Consider the following 15,789-nt stretch of genomic DNA (forward strand, 5'->3'; position numbering starts at 1 on the left):
TTAGAGACGGGCCTCCTCCCCCGGCGGCGAGCACCAAGCCGAAGACGACGCCCAAGAAGCCCAAGAAGCCCGACACCATCGTCCAGCCCAAGGAGATCCCGAAAGAGGTCCCCAAGGAGGCCGAGCCGGCCGAAGAGCCGGAAGAGGCTCCCGAGGAGGCCAGCGAGGAGCAGGTCGAGGGTGGCGTCGAGGGCGGTGTCGCCGGCGGTGTGGTGGGCGGCGTCGTGGGTGGCGTGATTGGCGGCGTGGTCGGCGGGCAGCTGGGCGGGACGGGGACGGAAGTGCTGCCGTTCGGTGCGGGCATGACGCGTCCGGAGAAGGTCTCGGGCCCGCAGCCCGAGTACACGCGTGAGGCGCTCGAGTCCCGCGTGCAGGGCACGATGATCGTCAAGTGCGTCATCACCGTGGAAGGTCGAGTGGAGCGCTGCCGAATCATCAAGCCCCTGCCCCACATGGAACAGGCCGTCATGGACGCCCTGACCTCGTCACGCTACAAGCCCGTCACGTTCCAGGGCCGTCCGGTCCAGGTGGATTACACCTTCACCCTGAATCTGAAGCTTCCGCGCTGATCCGGGCGCGCCGTAGAGAAGCACCGCCGACCACCCCGCGCTCGTGAGGAGGAGCGCTTAATCAAGCCATGCAATTCACTCTCATCGATATTTGGCACCACACGGGCACCTTCGCCCGTATGATCATCTTCACCCTGGCCATCATGTCGGTGGCGTCCCTGGTCGTGATGGCGGAGCGGATGATCGTCTTCCGCAAGACCCGGTCCGACAGCCGCAACTTCGCCGCCAAGATGGGTGCCATCCTGGCGAAGGGCGACCTGACCACCGCGGCCAACACGAACCTGGGCAAGGACGTGGGTCACCTGGGTCGGGTGATCAACTCCGGCCTCACCGCGTACCGCATCAGCCCCAACAACAAGGACATCGCGGTGGAGTCGGTGGCGCGGGCGCTCGAGCGTCAGGCGCAGCGCGAGGTTCAGAGCATGAAGCGCGGACTGGGCCTGCTGGCCACGGTCGGCTCCACGGCTCCGTTCGTGGGTCTGCTCGGCACGACGATGGGTATCGTCAACGCCTTCCAGCTCATGGCGGCGGCCGGCTCCGGCGGTCTGGGCACCATCTCGGCCGGTATCGCCGAGGCGCTCATCACCACGGCCTTCGGTCTGTTGGTCGCCATCCCCGCGGTGATGGCCTACAACTTCCTGCAGGGCTGGGTGGATGCTCGCTCGGTGGACATCTCTGAGTCCTCCAACGAGTTCCTCGACGTGGTCGCCCGCCACATGGGCGGCGGCGCGCACTCCTCGCACGCGGCCTGAGCAGTCACCGGCGAGCCCGGGGACGACCCGAGGCCCGCCTCCCGACGTGAACGCGGCCCCTGAAATCTGGGGGCCTGCGACGCCACCCGGGACGGCGGGCTTCCACCACCTGGAAGCAGGTTAAACGCATGGGAATGTCAGCTGGCCCCAAGGGGGGCATCAAGAGCGAGATCAACGTCACGCCGCTGGTGGACGTGGTGTTGGTGCTCCTCATTATCTTCATGGTCGTCACTCCCATGCTCCAGCGCGGCAAGTCCGTGGAGCTGCCGAAGGCCACCGAAATCGAGAAGGAGAAGGGCAAGGACTCAGACCCTCTCTACGTCTCCATCACTCCGGACAAGAAGGTGTTCCTGGAGAATGACCAGGTGGACGAGCAGGCGCTCCAGGACCGACTGACGCAGGAGCTGGCGAAGGACCCGGGCAAGAAGATCCTGCTCAAGGGCGATAACACGGTGAACGTGGGCGACGTGCGCAGGGTGCTGGACGTGGCCCGCAAGGCCAAGGCCAAGCAGATCGCGCTCGGCGTCGAGGAGAAGAAGTAATGGCGGGCCACAAGCAGCGTCAGTGGGTGAAGCCGCAAACGCCGCCCAACTCGGAGATCAACGTCACGCCGCTGGTGGACGTGGTGTTGGTGCTCCTCATCATCTTCATGGTCGTCACGCCCCTCCTGGAGAAGGACATCCTGGTGCGCGTGCCGGACACCGAGGTGGAGGATCAGCCGCCGCCGGAAGACCCGAATAACCAGCAGCTGGTGGTCCTGCTGGACAAGGACGGTGGCTACTCCATCAACACGGAGAAGGTGCCCACCGCCGACTACGTCAACCGGCTCAAGCGGATGCTCGCGGCGAAGAAGGCGGACGAGAAGGTCGTCTTCTTCATGGCGGACGACGCGACGAACTATGGCCGCCTCATCGTGGCCATGGATGGTGCGAAGGGCGCCGGCGCGAAGGTCCTCGCCATGGCGACCGAGCTGCCGTCGAACGCCATCATCCAGGGTACGCAGGTGGACACCGGCACTCCGGCGCCCGCTCCGACGCCGACTCCCTGAAAACCTCTGCCCGGAGCCCTACGCTCCGGGTTGGAGTCGCGGTTCACAATCAGAAGCTCGTCGGCTAGAGTTCACTCCTCATGGCTGACGAGCTTCTCGTCTTTGAACAGACCATCGAAGCCCTTTTCCTGCGCGCGCTGCACGGGCGGCTGACGCCTGCGTGCAAGAGTCGCCTGCGCCAGGCGGGGCTCGACGTGGACCAGAAGCTTCGTCCCGCCTACGCCTTCCCGTCGTGGATGGCCTTCCTGCGCATCGCCGCGGAAGAGCTCTTTCCCCAGGAAGCCATCGGCCCCGGTACGTGGAAGCTCGGCGAGGCCTATATCGAGGGCTTCCGGGAGACCATGCTGGGCCGCGCGGTGCTGTCGCTGCTGCGCGTGCTGGGGCCTCGCCGGACGCTCATGCGGGCCACACAGAACTTCCGGGCGGGCAACAACTACACCGAGTCGAAGCTGGTGGAGCTCACTCCCACCCAGTTCGAGTTGTGGATGAACGAGGTGGGTGACTACCCGGACTTCACCGCCGGCATCATCCACGCGGGACTGCGGGTGGCCGGCGCACAGGACGTGAAGGTGGAGCCGTCCGGCTACGACGGCCACGCCTGCACCTACCGCATCAACTGGAAGGAGGCCTCGGTCTCCTCCGGCGTCGCGGGCAGCGGGGACTCCAAGGCTGCCATGAGGTCCGGGTCCATCAGCTCCCTGTAGATGAACTCGGCGATGAGCCCCGTCACCATCCAGATGGGCAGGATGTAGAGCGACGTCATCTCCCAGAAGATGGCGCCCGCGTCCGCGTAGTACCAGATGCGGTAGCCCGTGAGCCGCTCCAGCATCAGCCCGCTGAAGGCCTCGAAGAGCAGGATGCCGACGCCGTAGACGACGGCTCGCAAGCTGGCGTGCTGGTAGAGCATCCAGCGGTAGACGGGCTCCACGAAGCAGAAGCACGCGACGCCGTAGATGAGGAACATCCACAGCGAGCACTGCCCGTAGGCCGTGATGTTGGGCGTGTTCCAGATGGCGTTGAGCCCCAGCCGGTCGTCCACCTGCCACTGGAACTGGAACAGCGTCCCGAGGATGGGCACGTCCCGGGAGATGCGCACCAGGTTGTAGAAGAAGATCTCCGAGCTGAGTCCCACCATGCCGTAGAGGCAGAAGCGGAACATCGCGAAGGCCACCTTCATCCGCTGGCCTCGCTTCATGTCAGCCCGACGGATACGGACCGGACGGCGCCGATGAATGACCTGCGACCCCATGCGCGTCATCTCCCCCATGCATTCCCCAGATACCCGCCAAGGTACCCAAGAGGCACCCGCCCTGGCTAGACCCACCTTCACTAATCCAGTGCATCTGGAATCGTGACGCGCGAGCCCTCGGGATGGGCATCCGCCTGGGGAGATTGGATTCGAAGGGCCGTCGCCTCGGGACGCCGTCGGTACGCGGGTTGCTCCGCGAAGGTCGCGACGTCTGAGGGAGAGGGCGGGGACATGCTGGCGAGGGTGCGGTCGGGGGCGTTGATGGGTATCGACGCGGTGGTGGTGGAGTGCGAGGTCGACATGGCGCTCGGGCTTCCCTACTTCAACGTGGTGGGGCTGCCAGAGGGCGCGGTGCGGGAGTCGAAGGTGCGCGTCGTGTCCGCGCTGAAGAACACGGGCTTCGAGCTGCCGCAGAAGCGCATCACCGTGAACCTGGCGCCCGCGGACTTGCGCAAGGACGGTGTGGCGTTCGAGCTGCCCATCGCTCTAGGCGTGCTGGCGGCGGCGAAGCTGCTCGAGGACGGGCCCCTGACTCGCTACCTCTTCGGTGGAGAGCTGTCGCTGGACGGCTCGCTCAAGCCCATCAAGGGGGTGTTGCCACTCGCGGTGGCGGCGAGGGACCGGGGCTTCGAGGGCGTCATGGTGCCAGCGGCCAATGCGGCCGAAGCCGCGCTCGTCGAGGGACTGACGGTGCTCCCGGTGACGAGCCTGCGCGAAGCGGTGGACCACCTCGCGGGCACCCACGTCATCACGCCCTTCCGCCGCGAAGGCCCCTCCGTCGCGGCGCCGCAAGGGCGGCCCGAGCCCGACATGGCGGATGTGCGGGGACAACCCGAGCTCAAGCTCGCCCTGGAGCTGGCGGCCGCGGGTGGGCACAACGTGCTGATGTGCGGACCACCAGGCTCCGGCAAGACGATGCTCGCACGGCGCCTGCCCAGCATTCTTCCGGCGATGACCTTCGCCGAGGCGCTTGAGGTGACGAAGGTCTATTCGGTGTTGGGGCTGCTCAACGCGGGACACTCACTGGTGCGAGCACGGCCCTTCCGCGCGCCGCACCACACCCTCTCCGATGCGGGCCTCGTCGGCGGAGGCCCCCTGGCGCGCCCCGGCGAACTCTCCCTGGCACACCACGGCGTGCTGTTCCTGGACGAGTTGCCGGAGTTCCGACGAAACGTGCTGGAGGTGCTGCGCCAACCGCTGGAGGAAGGGGTCATCCACCTCGCACGGGCGAACCAGAACATCAGCTATCCGTGTCAGGTGATGCTGGTAGCGGCGATGAACCCCTGCCCGTGCGGCTACTTCAACGTGCCGGGCCACACCTGCACATGTCCCGAGCATCGGGTGTTCGACTACCACGCGCGAGTCAGCGGACCTCTTCTGGACCGTGTCGACATCACGCTGCAGACGCGCCCGGTGGAGTACCACCACCTGGCGCGCGCGGAGCCGAAGGAGACCACGAGCCGCCACCACCGGGAGCGCGTGGAGACCGCGCGGCAACGCCAACGGGAACGCTACCGTGACGAGCCCAGCGTGCACTGCAACGCCCAGCTTCCCTCACATCTGCTGCGACGCCATTGCGTCCTGAGCCCGCGAGCGGAACGGATGCTCGAGCTGGCGGTGCGTCACCACGGCCTGTCCGCACGCGCGCATGACCGGCTGCTCAAGCTCGCCCTGACTCGGGCGGACCTGGAAGGACACGGGCGCATCGAGGACGTGGACATGCAGCTCGCCATTGACTGCAGGGCACTGGACCGGCGTGGGTGGCTGCACGCCAACACGCACGGCGGCACCCCGCCCTCCCGTTCCGGTTCCCGCTGGCCGGTGACTCCTTCCGGAACGGGGCCACCCGAGCGCCCCTAACGCGGCGGAGGCTCAGTGCGAGGACGGAGGAGCCAGCCCCCGCGAGGATGCGGCGCCGTGTGTCGAGGGCTCCGCGTCCGTCAGCAGTATCTGCTCGCCGCGGGTGGTCGAGCTCGGGAGACGGAGCTGATCCAACCGAGGCGCGGGACCCGTGATGATGCGGGCCGACTTGTTGAACGTCAGATACGAGTAGGCCCAGTCGAGCATCACCGCCAGCTTGCTGCGGAAGCCGATGAGGAACATCAGGTGGATGAAGAGCCAGGCCGACCAGGCGAGGAAGCCTGACTGCTTGAAGCGGCGGAAGGCGATTCCCACCGCGTGGCCACGACCAATCACCGCGTAGGAGCCCCTGTCCCAGTACTTGAACGGCACCATCGGCTGGCCCCGGAGCCGACGGACGATGTTGTGGGCCGCGTGCTTGCCTTCCTGCATCGCCGCGGGCGCGAGCCCCGGCACAGGCGTGCCATCCGCCTGTTTGAGCGAAGCGAGGTCTCCCACGACGAAGACATCCTCATGCCCCGGCACTGTCAGCTCGGGCGTCACGTTCACCCGGCCCGCGCGGTCCAGCGGAGCACCCAACGAACGCGCCACCGGCGAGGCGGCGACACCCGCGGCCCAGAGCACCGTGCGGGCCGCGATGTGTTCCGTGCCGATGTAGACGCCTGACTCGTCGATGTTCGTCACCCGAGCGCCCGTGCGGACCTCCACGCCCAGCTTCTCCAAAGTGCGACGGGCCTGCGCGGCGAGGTCGTCGGGATACACGGGCAGAACCTTGCCCAGCCCCTCGATGAGGATGATGCGCGCGTCGCGCGTGTCGATGTTCTTGAAGTCTCCCGTCAGGGAGCTCCGACTTATCTCCGCCAGCGAGCCCGCCATCTCCACGCCCGTGGGCCCTGCACCAATGATGACGAAGTTGAGCAGCGCCCGGCGGATGCTCGGGTCCGTCTCCCGCTCGGCCATCTCGTAGGCCAGCAGGACGCGACGCCGAATCTCCACCGCATCCTCGATGGACTTGAGGCCCGGGGCGAAAGGCGCCCAATGGTCATTGCCGAAATACGAGTGCGTCGCCCCCGTGGCGATGACGAGGTAGTCGTACTTCAGTTCGCCATCCGACAGCAGCACCCGCTTGCCCGCGGTGTCCACACCCGTCACGTCCGCCAGCACCACCGCCACGCCCTTGGGACCCAGGAGCCCGCGCAGGGGTGCGGCAATCTCGCTGGGACTCAACGTCGCCGTGGCCACCTGGTACAGCAGCGGCTGGAAGAGGTGGTGGTTGTGTCGGTCCACCAGCGTGATGCGGACAGGCGCCTTGACGAGCTGCCGCGCGGCACTGAGCCCGGCGAACCCTCCACCGAGGATGACCACATGAGGCAGGTCTTCGCGTTGGGTTTTCACGAGGGAAAGGTCATGCCGCCCCCTCCAAACTTCAACGCAAAGCGGCGTGCCCCCGACGAGCAACCGAGCGCCCCCCTGCTCCAGATGAATCGCGCGATAATGCGAGGCATTAAGCGAAAGACTGGGAGCCCCCACAGTCTCATCTGCAAGCCCATGCAGTCCCCGCTCACCTCGGCTTCGCGGGGGATGTCGGGCGACGCGCGTGTGGCTCTCCCGCGATGGCACCGGGACATCGGCGGTGCAATGGAGTTGTCCGCCCCGGAGACGCGCACCGAGCCTGTCGGGCCCGTGCTGAGTCACAGCCCGACTGAAGGACATATGCGGGCTCACCGCGCGCACCCTCCAACATCCGGGACACTCCACCGGCCTCGCGGACACCTCGTCACGCGCGCTCCAGGGGAGCACGCCCCGGCATGCACGTTGCTCATCCCCACGCCGATGCGTCCGTCACCTCCATCCGGAGGAGAAGGAACGCAGCACAGTCACAAGGACAGGGCGGCGAGGGTGTCGATGAGCAAGCTGACGGAGAAGCTGAAGGCAGTGGCGGCGGCGGTGGCATCCATCGAGAAGCAGTTCGGGCGAGGCTCGGTGATGACGCTGGGGGCTGACGCGCACGAACAGAAGGTCGCGGTGATTCCGACGGGCTCCGTGGGACTGGACCGGGCCCTCGGTGTGGGCGGCTATCCCCGAGGGCGCGTGGTGGAGGTGTTCGGCAACGAGTCGTCGGGCAAGACGACACTCACCCTGCATGCGATTGCGCAGGTCCAGGCGGCGGGAGGCGTGGCGGCCTTCATCGACGCGGAGCACGCGCTCGACATCCACTACGCGCGCAAGCTGGGCGTGCGCGTGGAGGAGTTGTTGGTCTCACAGCCGGATACCGGTGAGCAGGCGCTGGAAATCACCGAGCACCTCGTGCGCTCCGGAGCCGTGGACCTCATCGTCGTGGACTCGGTGGCGGCGCTGGTGCCCCGCGCGGAAATCGAAGGGGAGATGGGAGACGCGCACATGGGCGTGCAGGCGCGGCTGATGAGCCAGGCCCTGCGCAAGCTCACGGGCGCGGTGAGTCGCTCAGGCACCTGCATCGTCTTCATCAATCAGATTCGCATGAAGATTGGGGTGATGTTCGGCAACCCGGAGACCACCACGGGCGGCAACGCCTTGAAGTTCTACTCCTCGGTTCGGCTGGAGATTCGCCGCACGGGCAACATCAAGGACGGAGACGCCGTCGTGGGCTCGAGGGCCCGCGTGAAGGTGGTGAAGAACAAGGTCGCCCCGCCCTTCCAGGAAGCGGAGTTCGACCTGCTGTACGGCAGCGGCATCCACCGCACAGGCGAGGTGCTCGACCTGGGCGTGGCGTCGGGCCTCATCGACAAGGCCGGCAGCCACTTCAGCCTGCGGGGAGAGCGCATCGGACAGGGACGGGAACGCGCGGTGGAATGGCTGCGTGAGCACCCCGACGCCCTGGAGACGCTGGCCCGGGAACTGGCGGGTACACCGCCCCTCCCCTGCCCCACCTCGCCCGTGGAGGCAGCGGCCTAGCCAGCCAGCTCATCCAGGGTGAGGGCCACGGGATAGCGACGCTCACCCGCGCACAACAGCAACCCACCCTCGGGAGCCGGCTCCAACAACTGGCCGAGTTGGTACTGCGCGTCCCGGGAGAAGCGCGCCTTGGCCCTGCCCTGCTTCACTCGACAGGTCAGGACCCCATCGGACTCCGCGGCCAGGGTGGAGAGGTCCAACACCTCGGCGGTGCGGTCACTCAACCGGATGGACACGCGCTCCTCCGGCGTGACGTCCACGGTCCGCACCTCGTACGCGGCATCCGCCACCTGCACGAAGCACCAGTCATTGCCGATGCGGAGCTGGTAGCGGCCCGTGTCGTCCAGGATGAGGGAAGCATTGAAGAGCTCGATGATTTTCGGATGTTCGATGGGCTCGTCGTCGTGCCACCAGCGCAGGCGGGCATCGAGGCGGATGCCGCTGTCCTCGCGGGTGTGCCAGCGCTTGCCGGCAGGAGGCTGTCCGGTGGGAGGTTGCATGGCCTCTTTCTATCTGCGCGCGGAGCCTGGGGGATTCAAGTCCTCGGGCTCCACTGCCCTACCAGTTCCGGACAAGCTCCGTGTAGCCCCGGAAGGCCACCGCGCCCCAGAAGTTCACCAGCACGCCCAGCGCCAGCGTCGCCAGCACCACGCGCTGGCGCAGGGACCAGCCGCCAATGGCGAAGAGCAGCAAGAGATAGGGCGTGTAGTCCAGACTGAAGCGGAAGCCGAACTGCATGTAACCCGTGTTCTGGTAGAAGAGCCCTGGCAGCGCGCACACGGCCACGGTGAGCCACAGCGGCCAGTGCAGGCGCGGTCTCAGCTTCGGAATCAGCAGGAAGACGAGCAAGGGCAGCGTCAGCAACAACGTGAGCCCTCGGGGGTCATAGCCGAGCTTGAGCGGCGCCAGCGACAGCGACGGCCACTTGAGGAAGGCGGCCTCCAGGTTGCGCCCCAGGTATTCCCAGTGGAAGAGGCCCCACCGGTCGATGTCCACGTTGACGCGGTTGTTGAAGAGGAAGGCGTGGCCGAACTCGCTCAATCGGCCGAAGCGATACACGTTGTAGCCAGCGGCCAGCAGCCCCAGCGGTGCGGCGCCCAGCGCGAACAGGCCCACCTTCCGCGCCGCCGGCTTCCAGTTGCGCCCCAGGGCCTTGAGTTGCTCCAGCCGAGGCTCAGGGCCCGGGCACAGCGCCTCCAGCACGAAGAAGAGGCCCGCGAAGAACAGCGGCGTGCGGGTGAGCGTGGCCATGGAGAAGAACACTCCGGCCAGAACAGGCCGGTGGGCACGCAGGGCGTTGCGCACGTAGAGGCAGGTGAGGGCCACGCCCATGACCTCGGCGCTGAACCACACCTCGCCACGTATCGCGCAGTAGAAGAACAACGTGCCGAAGGCGAGCGTGAGCGCGAGCACGACGTTCTCATCGCGGGTGCGCGCCGTTTCACCTTCCTTCGCCAGGAAGCGCAGCAGCGAATAGAAGAGCGCCACCGCCAACGCGCCAACGATGACGCCGAACGAGGTGTCGTTGAACTGATACCCGTGCAGCGCGACGAAGGGCAGCATCGCCACGGCGGGGAAGGATGGGAAGCTCACGAACCAGCGGTCATCGGGAAGCGGCCGGCCCTCGCAGCGGACCTTCTCGCCACCCATCTGACGCACACAGGCCCAGTCCTCCAGATTGGGGAGGACCTGGGGGTCCACGTCCAGCCGCCCCTCCAACCACGACTGGGCCTGGTAGATGAAGTGCGGCGCCGCGCTCTGGCGCAGGAAGCGCTGGGAGCTGAAGCTCGAGAGCACGACGAACGCCACCACGAACAGCAGCACCTCCACGCGGTAGGCGGCGAACCACACGCGAAGCATGGCACCGGGCGCGCCTCCCGACAGCGAGGGCGCGCTCTGCGTGGAGGGGGCAGTGGCCTCCGCGGGCGACTCGGGAGCTGGGATGGCCGACTCCTCTGGGGCCGGGCCCGTCACACCGGGCTCGGGGGTGGATGGCGATTGGCGCTTGGACTTGGAGCGACTCATGGGCGGGCGGCGGACAGCAGGTGCTGTCGCAGCATCTCCAGCGTGTGGGAGGCAGCGAAGAGCCGCACGCGCTCTCTGTCTCCGGGAAAGGACATGCGCTCACACCGGGTCACCAGGTCCGGGCCCGCGAGCGCGCAGTACACGGTGCCCACGGGGTCCTCGGGAGTTCCTCCCCCAGGCCCCGCGTACCCTGTCACGGACAAGCCATATGTGGTGCCGCAGGCGGCACGCGCGCCCTCGGCCATGGCGATGGCCGTCTGGGAGGACACGGCGGAATGACGCTCGAGAATCTCGGGTGGAACACCCACCCATGCGGACTTCATCTTCTCCGAGTACACCACCGCCCCTCCGACGAAGACGGTGCTGGCTCCCGCCACCGCCGTGAGCCACTGGGCGATGAGGCCCCCCGTACAGCTCTCCGCCGTCGCCAGCGTGGCGCCCGCGCGGCCCAGCACGTCCAGCAGCACCGGGGCGTACTCGTCCCCGTCCGCGCCGAAGACGCGGGCACCCAACACCCGTCGGCAGTCGACCTCGGCGGCCGCCAGCGCACCATCAGCCTCGGTCTGCGAGGGCGCCTCCGCCATCAGCTTGAGGTGATTCTCCGGTGCGTGCGTTCGGAAGCCGAACACCACCCGGGGGTGGCTCGAAGCCAGGGGCGCCACGGCGAGGTCCATCTCCGACTCGGGAAGCCCCACCGTGCGCAACAGGCGGAAGGCACGGAAGACTCGACCGGGTCTGGCCTCCAGCTCCGCCTGGATGCGTGGCAGCACCTCTCCATCCAGCAGGGCGCGGAACTCACGCGGCACGCCGGGCAGGAAGAACAGGCGACAACGTCCCAGCGTGAGGATGACGAGGGGCGCGGAGCCCACCAGATTGCGTACCGGCTCGCTGCCGCGAGGGATACGGGCCATGCGCAGCGCGCTCGGGTTGATGGGGAGACCCCGGGCCGCATAGCGCTCTTGCAGCCAGCCAAGCACCCGTGCGTCCTCCTCGAACGGGACACCCGCGGCGGCGGCGGCGCACTCCAGCGTGAAGTCGTCCGCGGTCGGTCCCAACCCGCCGGAGACCACCACCACCTCCGCCCGGGAAGACGCCTCCAGCAACGCCTGGGTGATGTCGGGGCGGACGTCGCCCACCAACACCACCCGCTCCACCTTGACGCCCAAATCGAAGAGACGGGCCTCCAGGTAGGTGCTGTTCGTATCCGTGATGAGGCCGGTGACCAGCTCGTCACCAGTGCACAGCAACTCGACGCGCATGGGTCGCGCATCCTAGCGGCACCTGTCAGCCTCGGCACGGACGGAAGCATCTCCGCGCTCGCTCACCCGCCAGGACCGCGTCCGGACGCCCGCCTTCCCTCTGCGCGGGCTCGTGCCTGCTTCCTCGGTGCCGAGCACGTCTGCACGGCGAGGGCCGCCTTCGGGCGAGGTCTCGGCACTCGCGCCGTGGCGTCGTCGAGCGGGTGTCGGCCGCCCAGAAGGGGGGCTCCGACTTCGCTCGTTCGGTCAGAGGAAGGCGGGCCCGTCGTTGCCCGGACCGGTACCGTCCTCGGCCTCTTCGTCATCATCTTCGTCGTCGATGACGGCGGCGACAGCCGTGGAGCCGGCGGCCACCTTGCGCGCGGCCAGATGCGTGCGCACCTGCACCGCGGACTCCACCAACCCCAGCGCGAGGTACGCACCACAGCAGGCCACCAACAACCACGCGGGATGGTACTGCGTCGCGATGGCCACACCGCCGACCACCATCAACGTGAACACACCCGCGCTCTTGCGACTGGGACGGGTGTCCTTGAAGGTGCGGTAACGCACCGTCGACACCATCAGCAGCGCCAGGCCCACCACCGCGACCGCCACCGGGACAACGGCCGACTCGTGCAGCGGCTCGCCTCGCGAGGCCACGTGGTGGGAGATGATGACCGAGACGAGCATGCCCGCGGCCAGGGGAATCGGCAGGCCCACGAAGAAGCGCCCACCCCCGCCATGCGGATTGCGCGCCGCCAGCACGTTGAAGCGCGCCAGCCGCAGCGCGCCGCACGCGGCGAACGCGAAGGAGATGAACAGCCCCGCGAAGCCCAGCGGCGCCAACGCCCACTTGTAGACCAACAGCGCCGGAGCCGCCCCGAACGAGACGACGTCCGCCAGACTGTCGAGCTGCACACCGAAGTCGCTCTGCGTCTTCGTCAACCGGGCGACGCGACCGTCGAACCCGTCGAAGAACATCGCGAAGAAGATGGCCAGCGCGGCCTGGTAGAGCTGGACGGGACCCGCTTCACCCGCGCACAGCGTGATGGCGTAGAAGCCACAGAAGATGGACGTGACAGTGAAGAGGTTCGGCAGCACGAACATCAGTTTCCGTAACTTCATCGCTCCCTCGACTTCCTCTGATGCCCGTGAGTTCCTGGCAACAGGACGGCGGGTGAACGGACCTTAGCAGGGTTTTATTCGAGGCACCGTCAGACCGAGGGGTCATCCAGGAGGGCAACATGGGAGACTGGCGATGGGTCGTGTGGGTGCTGGTCGCCAGCCTGGTCGTGGTCATGGGCAATGTCCTGTGGGTGGCGCTCGTCCGAAGGTGGTACCGGCTGCGCACCCCGCTGCCCCAGGCCCTCAAGGCCCAGTGCGCGGATGGATGGGAGCTGGCGGTCCACGCCCGGCGCGCCCCCGTGCGGCGCTTCGAGGAGCCGGTGCTGCTGTGCCATGGACTGGCCGCCAACCGGTATACCTTCGACTTCGAGCCCCCCTATTCCGTCGCCCACTATCTGGCGGAGGCGGGCTTCGACTGCTTCAGCGTCGAGTGGCGCGGCACCGGGCACTCGCGCCTGCCCCCCCGTGGCCGGCGGTACACGGACTTCACCATCGATGACCACATCCTCCAGGACGGCCCCGCACTGCTGGAGCTGGCCCTGAAGGAGACGGGAGCAAAGCGGGCCTTCTGGCTCGGGCATTCGCTGGGAGGGCTCGTGGGCTATGCCCTGGCGCAAGGCCCGGAAGGGGCGAAGCTGTCGGGACTGCTCACGCTCGGCGCCCCCGTGCACTTCAAGTCGGAGCCCTTCCTGCGCACGCTCATCTCGCTGGGCGTCCGCGCGGCATGGCCCGCGCGCTTCCGGCAGGAGTGGATGAGCGCAAGCCTCGCGCCCTTCCTCGGCTACGTAACGCTCCCGCTGTCGGACCTGGTGGTGAATCCCCTGCACATCCCTCCGCGCATCCAGCGGCAGGTCTACGCGAACATGATGTCGTCGATGAGCCGCAAGGTGCTGCTCCAGTTCCAGGACTGGATTGAGCATGACGCGTTCCGCTCGTTCGACCGCACCCGTGACTGGCGCGCCGGCATCTCCCGCCTCCAGCTCCCCATCCTCGTCATGGGCGGGAGCGCGGACCGGCTGGCCACCGCCGAGAATGTGGAGAGCCAGTTCGCCCTCGTCACCGCCGAGGACCGCACGCTGCACGTCTTCGGCAGGGACCGGGGCGACGCGCTGGACTACGGGCACGGAGACCTCGTGTTCGGCAAGGGCGCGCCCCAGGAGGTGTATCCCGTCATCCGCGAGTGGCTGGAGAAGCACGCCACGCCCCTGGATTCGGCCGACGCGCCCGCGCCACCTCCCGCGTGATCAGCGCGGACCGGGCCGAGGCTCGGCGAGGCGCTCCACGCACGGCGCCTCCTCTCCCCTCCGGTCCTCCGTGCGGATGCGCCCCAGCCGCACCCGGGTGTCTCCCGTGCATTCGGCCCAGATGAGGCCCTGGCTGGCCCCCCGTATGAGGAGCGCGTCCACGCGCAGGTCACCATCACCCATCGCCGCCAGCACCGTCTCACCGCTGTCTCGCGCTTCCACTCCCGTGGCGTCCAGCCTCGCGAGCGTGTCCACCAGCAGCGCCGCTTGCCCGCACTGCTCCAGTTCCGCGTCGCGCAGGTACACTCGCGCGTTCTGCGCCGCGAGGACGCAGGCCCCCGTGGTTCGCCGAATCACCACGCCCTCCACGTCCGCGCGCACCTGACGCAGGTGCAGTCCGTCTCCGGTGATGCCATCCACCGCGCGCACGCCCACCACGGTGCCGCCCGTGAGCTTCAGGCTTCCGCCGACCGCCACCACTCCGTACTCGGCGGCATCCTCCACATGGAGGCGCCGCGCCTCCACCTCCGAGCCCGTGAGCTGGAACGCACCGTGGCTGCCACTGCCGCGCACCACCACGTCTTCCAGCAGCACGCCGCGCGAGGCGACCACGCCCAATCCCGCCCGTTCGGCGCCCACTGAGAAGAGCCCCCGCACCTCCAGACGCAGCGCACGCATGGCGGAGACCGCGAGCTCGTGCCCCCGCACTCGCACGTCCTCCATCACCAGGCTGCCCTCCACCACTGAGAACGCCGCGCCTCGGCCGCCTTCCGACACCGCACGGCGGACCTCCGCGTGCCCACCATCCATCCCCAAAGCCGTCACCGGCCCGGTGAAGCGCACGTCCTCCAGCAGCACCCGAGACTCGGCACCTCGGACGCGGACCGCGCGACGGAAGGGGCCCGTGAAGGAGGTTCCTCGCAGCCACGCGTCCCGGGATGACGGTGGAGACGGAGCCTCTTCGGGCGCGTCGAGCAGGACACCCACGGTCTCCGACACGGTGGCCTCGAAGCGTGCATCCACCGCGTCGAACCTTCCGGATGTCACCCGCACCGCGCCCTGGCGCTGGCCGCTGAAACCCACATTCTCCACCAAGACGCGCCCGCCACCCGTCACCTCCAGGCCCCAGGTTCCGCCCCGCACCTCCAGGTTCCGCAACAGCACTCCCCCCGTTCCCGTGGCTGGCGACGAAAGGTCCTGCGGATCCGTGGCTTTCAACGGAGATCCACTCGACACCGCGACCGAGCCTCGCACGCCCAAGGGGCTCAACGGGAAGCCACCATGCCCCGCGGGCCGAAACGGCAGGCCCTGCGAGCCTGGAGAAATCGGCGGAGGCACACGCTGCCCATCACTCGCAGGTCCTTCCCCCCCACCCGATGGCCCGGCGGCGCGCAGCACCGTGCCCTGCGGGGTTTCCACCAGCAGCACCGTGCCGGGTCCCTCGCCCTCCAGCCGGACGTCCTCGGGCAGGGTGAAAGGGCCCCGGTACGCTCCCGCCGCCAGGTGCACCGTCAGCGGACCCGGCCGGGCCAGCGCCTCCGCCAGCGACCTCAAGGGCCTCTCCCTGGAACCATCCCCGGGCCGCCACCACGCCGCGTCCACCCACACCTCGACACGGACCTGCTCCCGTCCAGGGGTGGCCCCTCCGCCCACGGGGAGCCCCGGGCCCCGGCAGGCGCCCAGCGTCAGGATCATCAACGTCGGAAACGTTCGGAAGCGCACGCAGGTGGAAACCCTAGTCC

General features: G+C 68.2%; 15 protein-coding genes. 8 read left to right on the forward strand and 7 right to left on the reverse strand.

Annotation, left to right across the window (positions count from 1 at the left end; translation table 11 throughout):
• From FJV41_RS39315 to FJV41_RS39335, 5 genes are all read left to right on the forward strand, one after another.
• On the forward strand, positions 1-569 hold a 569-nt coding region (locus FJV41_RS39315), incomplete at its 5' end, for an energy transducer TonB (protein ID WP_141647755.1).
• Between the two features lie 68 nt (positions 570-637).
• On the forward strand, positions 638-1,321 hold the full coding sequence (locus FJV41_RS39320; protein ID WP_141647756.1) for a MotA/TolQ/ExbB proton channel family protein: 684 nt from the start codon (positions 638-640) through the stop codon (positions 1,319-1,321).
• 128 nt (positions 1,322-1,449) lie between these two features.
• Positions 1,450-1,863: an ExbD/TolR family protein gene (locus FJV41_RS39325; protein ID WP_141647757.1), complete on the forward strand. Its 414-nt coding sequence runs from the start codon at positions 1,450-1,452 to the stop codon at positions 1,861-1,863.
• Positions 1,863-2,369, forward strand: a complete 507-nt coding sequence (locus FJV41_RS39330) for an ExbD/TolR family protein (RefSeq protein WP_141647758.1) — start codon at positions 1,863-1,865, stop codon at positions 2,367-2,369. Before FJV41_RS39325 ends, FJV41_RS39330 begins: the two co-directional genes overlap by 1 nt.
• Before the next feature lie 80 nt (positions 2,370-2,449).
• Positions 2,450-3,073 (forward strand): DUF2378 family protein, encoded by a 624-nt coding sequence (locus FJV41_RS39335; RefSeq protein WP_141647759.1) that lies wholly within the window; start codon positions 2,450-2,452, stop codon positions 3,071-3,073.
• On the opposite strand, the gene FJV41_RS39340 is transcribed toward FJV41_RS39335, so the two are convergent.
• Positions 2,974-3,564 (reverse strand): hypothetical protein, encoded by a 591-nt coding sequence (locus FJV41_RS39340; protein WP_246137702.1) that lies wholly within the window; start codon positions 3,562-3,564, stop codon positions 2,974-2,976. The two genes, FJV41_RS39335 and FJV41_RS39340, sit on opposite strands and share 100 nt — an antisense overlap.
• 285 nt (positions 3,565-3,849) lie before the next feature.
• On the opposite strand from FJV41_RS39340, the gene FJV41_RS39345 reads away from it, so the two are divergent.
• Positions 3,850-5,478 carry a YifB family Mg chelatase-like AAA ATPase gene (locus FJV41_RS39345; RefSeq protein ID WP_141647761.1) on the forward strand — a complete coding sequence of 543 codons (1,629 nt, stop codon included), beginning with the start codon at positions 3,850-3,852 and terminating at the stop codon, positions 5,476-5,478.
• Positions 5,479-5,490: 12 nt separating this feature from the next.
• Here FJV41_RS39345 and FJV41_RS39350 read toward each other — a convergent pair whose 3' ends face one another.
• On the reverse strand, positions 5,491-6,873 hold the full coding sequence (locus FJV41_RS39350) for an NAD(P)/FAD-dependent oxidoreductase (RefSeq protein WP_141647762.1): 1,383 nt from the start codon (positions 6,871-6,873) through the stop codon (positions 5,491-5,493).
• 510 nt (positions 6,874-7,383) lie between these two features.
• Between FJV41_RS39350 and recA the strand changes: the two genes are divergently transcribed.
• Positions 7,384-8,412, forward strand: coding sequence for a recombinase RecA (recA, locus tag FJV41_RS39355; protein ID WP_141647763.1), 1,029 nt, complete (start codon positions 7,384-7,386; stop codon positions 8,410-8,412).
• Here the strand turns inward: recA and FJV41_RS39360 are convergent.
• The 4 genes from FJV41_RS39360 to pssA form a co-directional block, all read right to left on the reverse strand.
• Positions 8,409-8,912 (reverse strand): DUF1285 domain-containing protein, encoded by a 504-nt coding sequence (locus FJV41_RS39360; RefSeq protein ID WP_141647764.1) that lies wholly within the window; start codon positions 8,910-8,912, stop codon positions 8,409-8,411. The genes recA and FJV41_RS39360 overlap by 4 nt on opposite strands.
• A 58-nt stretch (positions 8,913-8,970) precedes the next feature.
• Entirely contained in the window at positions 8,971-10,437 is a 1,467-nt protein-coding gene (locus FJV41_RS39365; RefSeq protein ID WP_141647765.1) for a hypothetical protein, read from the reverse strand.
• On the reverse strand, positions 10,434-11,696 hold the full coding sequence (locus FJV41_RS39370; protein ID WP_141647766.1) for a CinA family nicotinamide mononucleotide deamidase-related protein: 1,263 nt from the start codon (positions 11,694-11,696) through the stop codon (positions 10,434-10,436). The genes FJV41_RS39365 and FJV41_RS39370 overlap by 4 nt, the downstream gene beginning before the upstream one ends.
• A gap of 246 nt (positions 11,697-11,942) precedes the next feature.
• Positions 11,943-12,803: a CDP-diacylglycerol--serine O-phosphatidyltransferase gene (gene pssA, locus FJV41_RS39375; protein ID WP_141647767.1), complete on the reverse strand. Its 861-nt coding sequence runs from the start codon at positions 12,801-12,803 to the stop codon at positions 11,943-11,945.
• Between the two features lie 119 nt (positions 12,804-12,922).
• Between pssA and FJV41_RS39380 the strand changes: the two genes are divergently transcribed.
• Positions 12,923-14,047, forward strand: a complete 1,125-nt coding sequence (locus FJV41_RS39380) for an alpha/beta fold hydrolase (RefSeq protein WP_141647768.1) — start codon at positions 12,923-12,925, stop codon at positions 14,045-14,047.
• On the opposite strand, the gene FJV41_RS39385 is transcribed toward FJV41_RS39380, so the two are convergent.
• On the reverse strand, positions 14,048-15,789 hold a 1,742-nt coding region (locus FJV41_RS39385), incomplete at its 5' end, for a hypothetical protein (RefSeq protein ID WP_246137703.1).

The organism is Myxococcus llanfairpwllgwyngyllgogerychwyrndrobwllllantysiliogogogochensis (assembly GCF_006636215.1).
Taxonomy (GTDB): domain Bacteria; phylum Myxococcota; class Myxococcia; order Myxococcales; family Myxococcaceae; genus Myxococcus; species Myxococcus llanfairpwllgwyngyllgogerychwyrndrobwllllantysiliogogogochensis.

What these genes read in the sequence shown, in the direction of transcription:
- FJV41_RS39320 (WP_141647756.1), top strand. Translation starts at nt 638, where the DNA reads ATGCAATTCACTCTCATCGATATTTGGCACCACACGGGCACCTTCGCC.
- FJV41_RS39325 (WP_141647757.1), top strand. Translation starts at nt 1,450, where the DNA reads ATGGGAATGTCAGCTGGCCCCAAGGGGGGCATCAAGAGCGAGATCAAC.
- FJV41_RS39330 (WP_141647758.1), top strand. Translation starts at nt 1,863, where the DNA reads ATGGCGGGCCACAAGCAGCGTCAGTGGGTGAAGCCGCAAACGCCGCCC.
- FJV41_RS39335 (WP_141647759.1), top strand. Translation starts at nt 2,450, where the DNA reads ATGGCTGACGAGCTTCTCGTCTTTGAACAGACCATCGAAGCCCTTTTC.
- FJV41_RS39340 (WP_246137702.1), bottom strand. Translation starts at nt 3,564, where the DNA reads ATGAAGCGAGGCCAGCGGATGAAGGTGGCCTTCGCGATGTTCCGCTTC.
- FJV41_RS39345 (WP_141647761.1), top strand. Translation starts at nt 3,850, where the DNA reads ATGCTGGCGAGGGTGCGGTCGGGGGCGTTGATGGGTATCGACGCGGTG.
- recA (WP_141647763.1), top strand. Translation starts at nt 7,384, where the DNA reads ATGAGCAAGCTGACGGAGAAGCTGAAGGCAGTGGCGGCGGCGGTGGCA.
- FJV41_RS39360 (WP_141647764.1), bottom strand. Translation starts at nt 8,912, where the DNA reads ATGCAACCTCCCACCGGACAGCCTCCTGCCGGCAAGCGCTGGCACACC.
- FJV41_RS39365 (WP_141647765.1), bottom strand. Translation starts at nt 10,437, where the DNA reads ATGAGTCGCTCCAAGTCCAAGCGCCAATCGCCATCCACCCCCGAGCCC.
- FJV41_RS39370 (WP_141647766.1), bottom strand. Translation starts at nt 11,696, where the DNA reads ATGCGCGTCGAGTTGCTGTGCACTGGTGACGAGCTGGTCACCGGCCTC.
- pssA (WP_141647767.1), bottom strand. Translation starts at nt 12,803, where the DNA reads ATGAAGTTACGGAAACTGATGTTCGTGCTGCCGAACCTCTTCACTGTC.
- FJV41_RS39380 (WP_141647768.1), top strand. Translation starts at nt 12,923, where the DNA reads ATGGGAGACTGGCGATGGGTCGTGTGGGTGCTGGTCGCCAGCCTGGTC.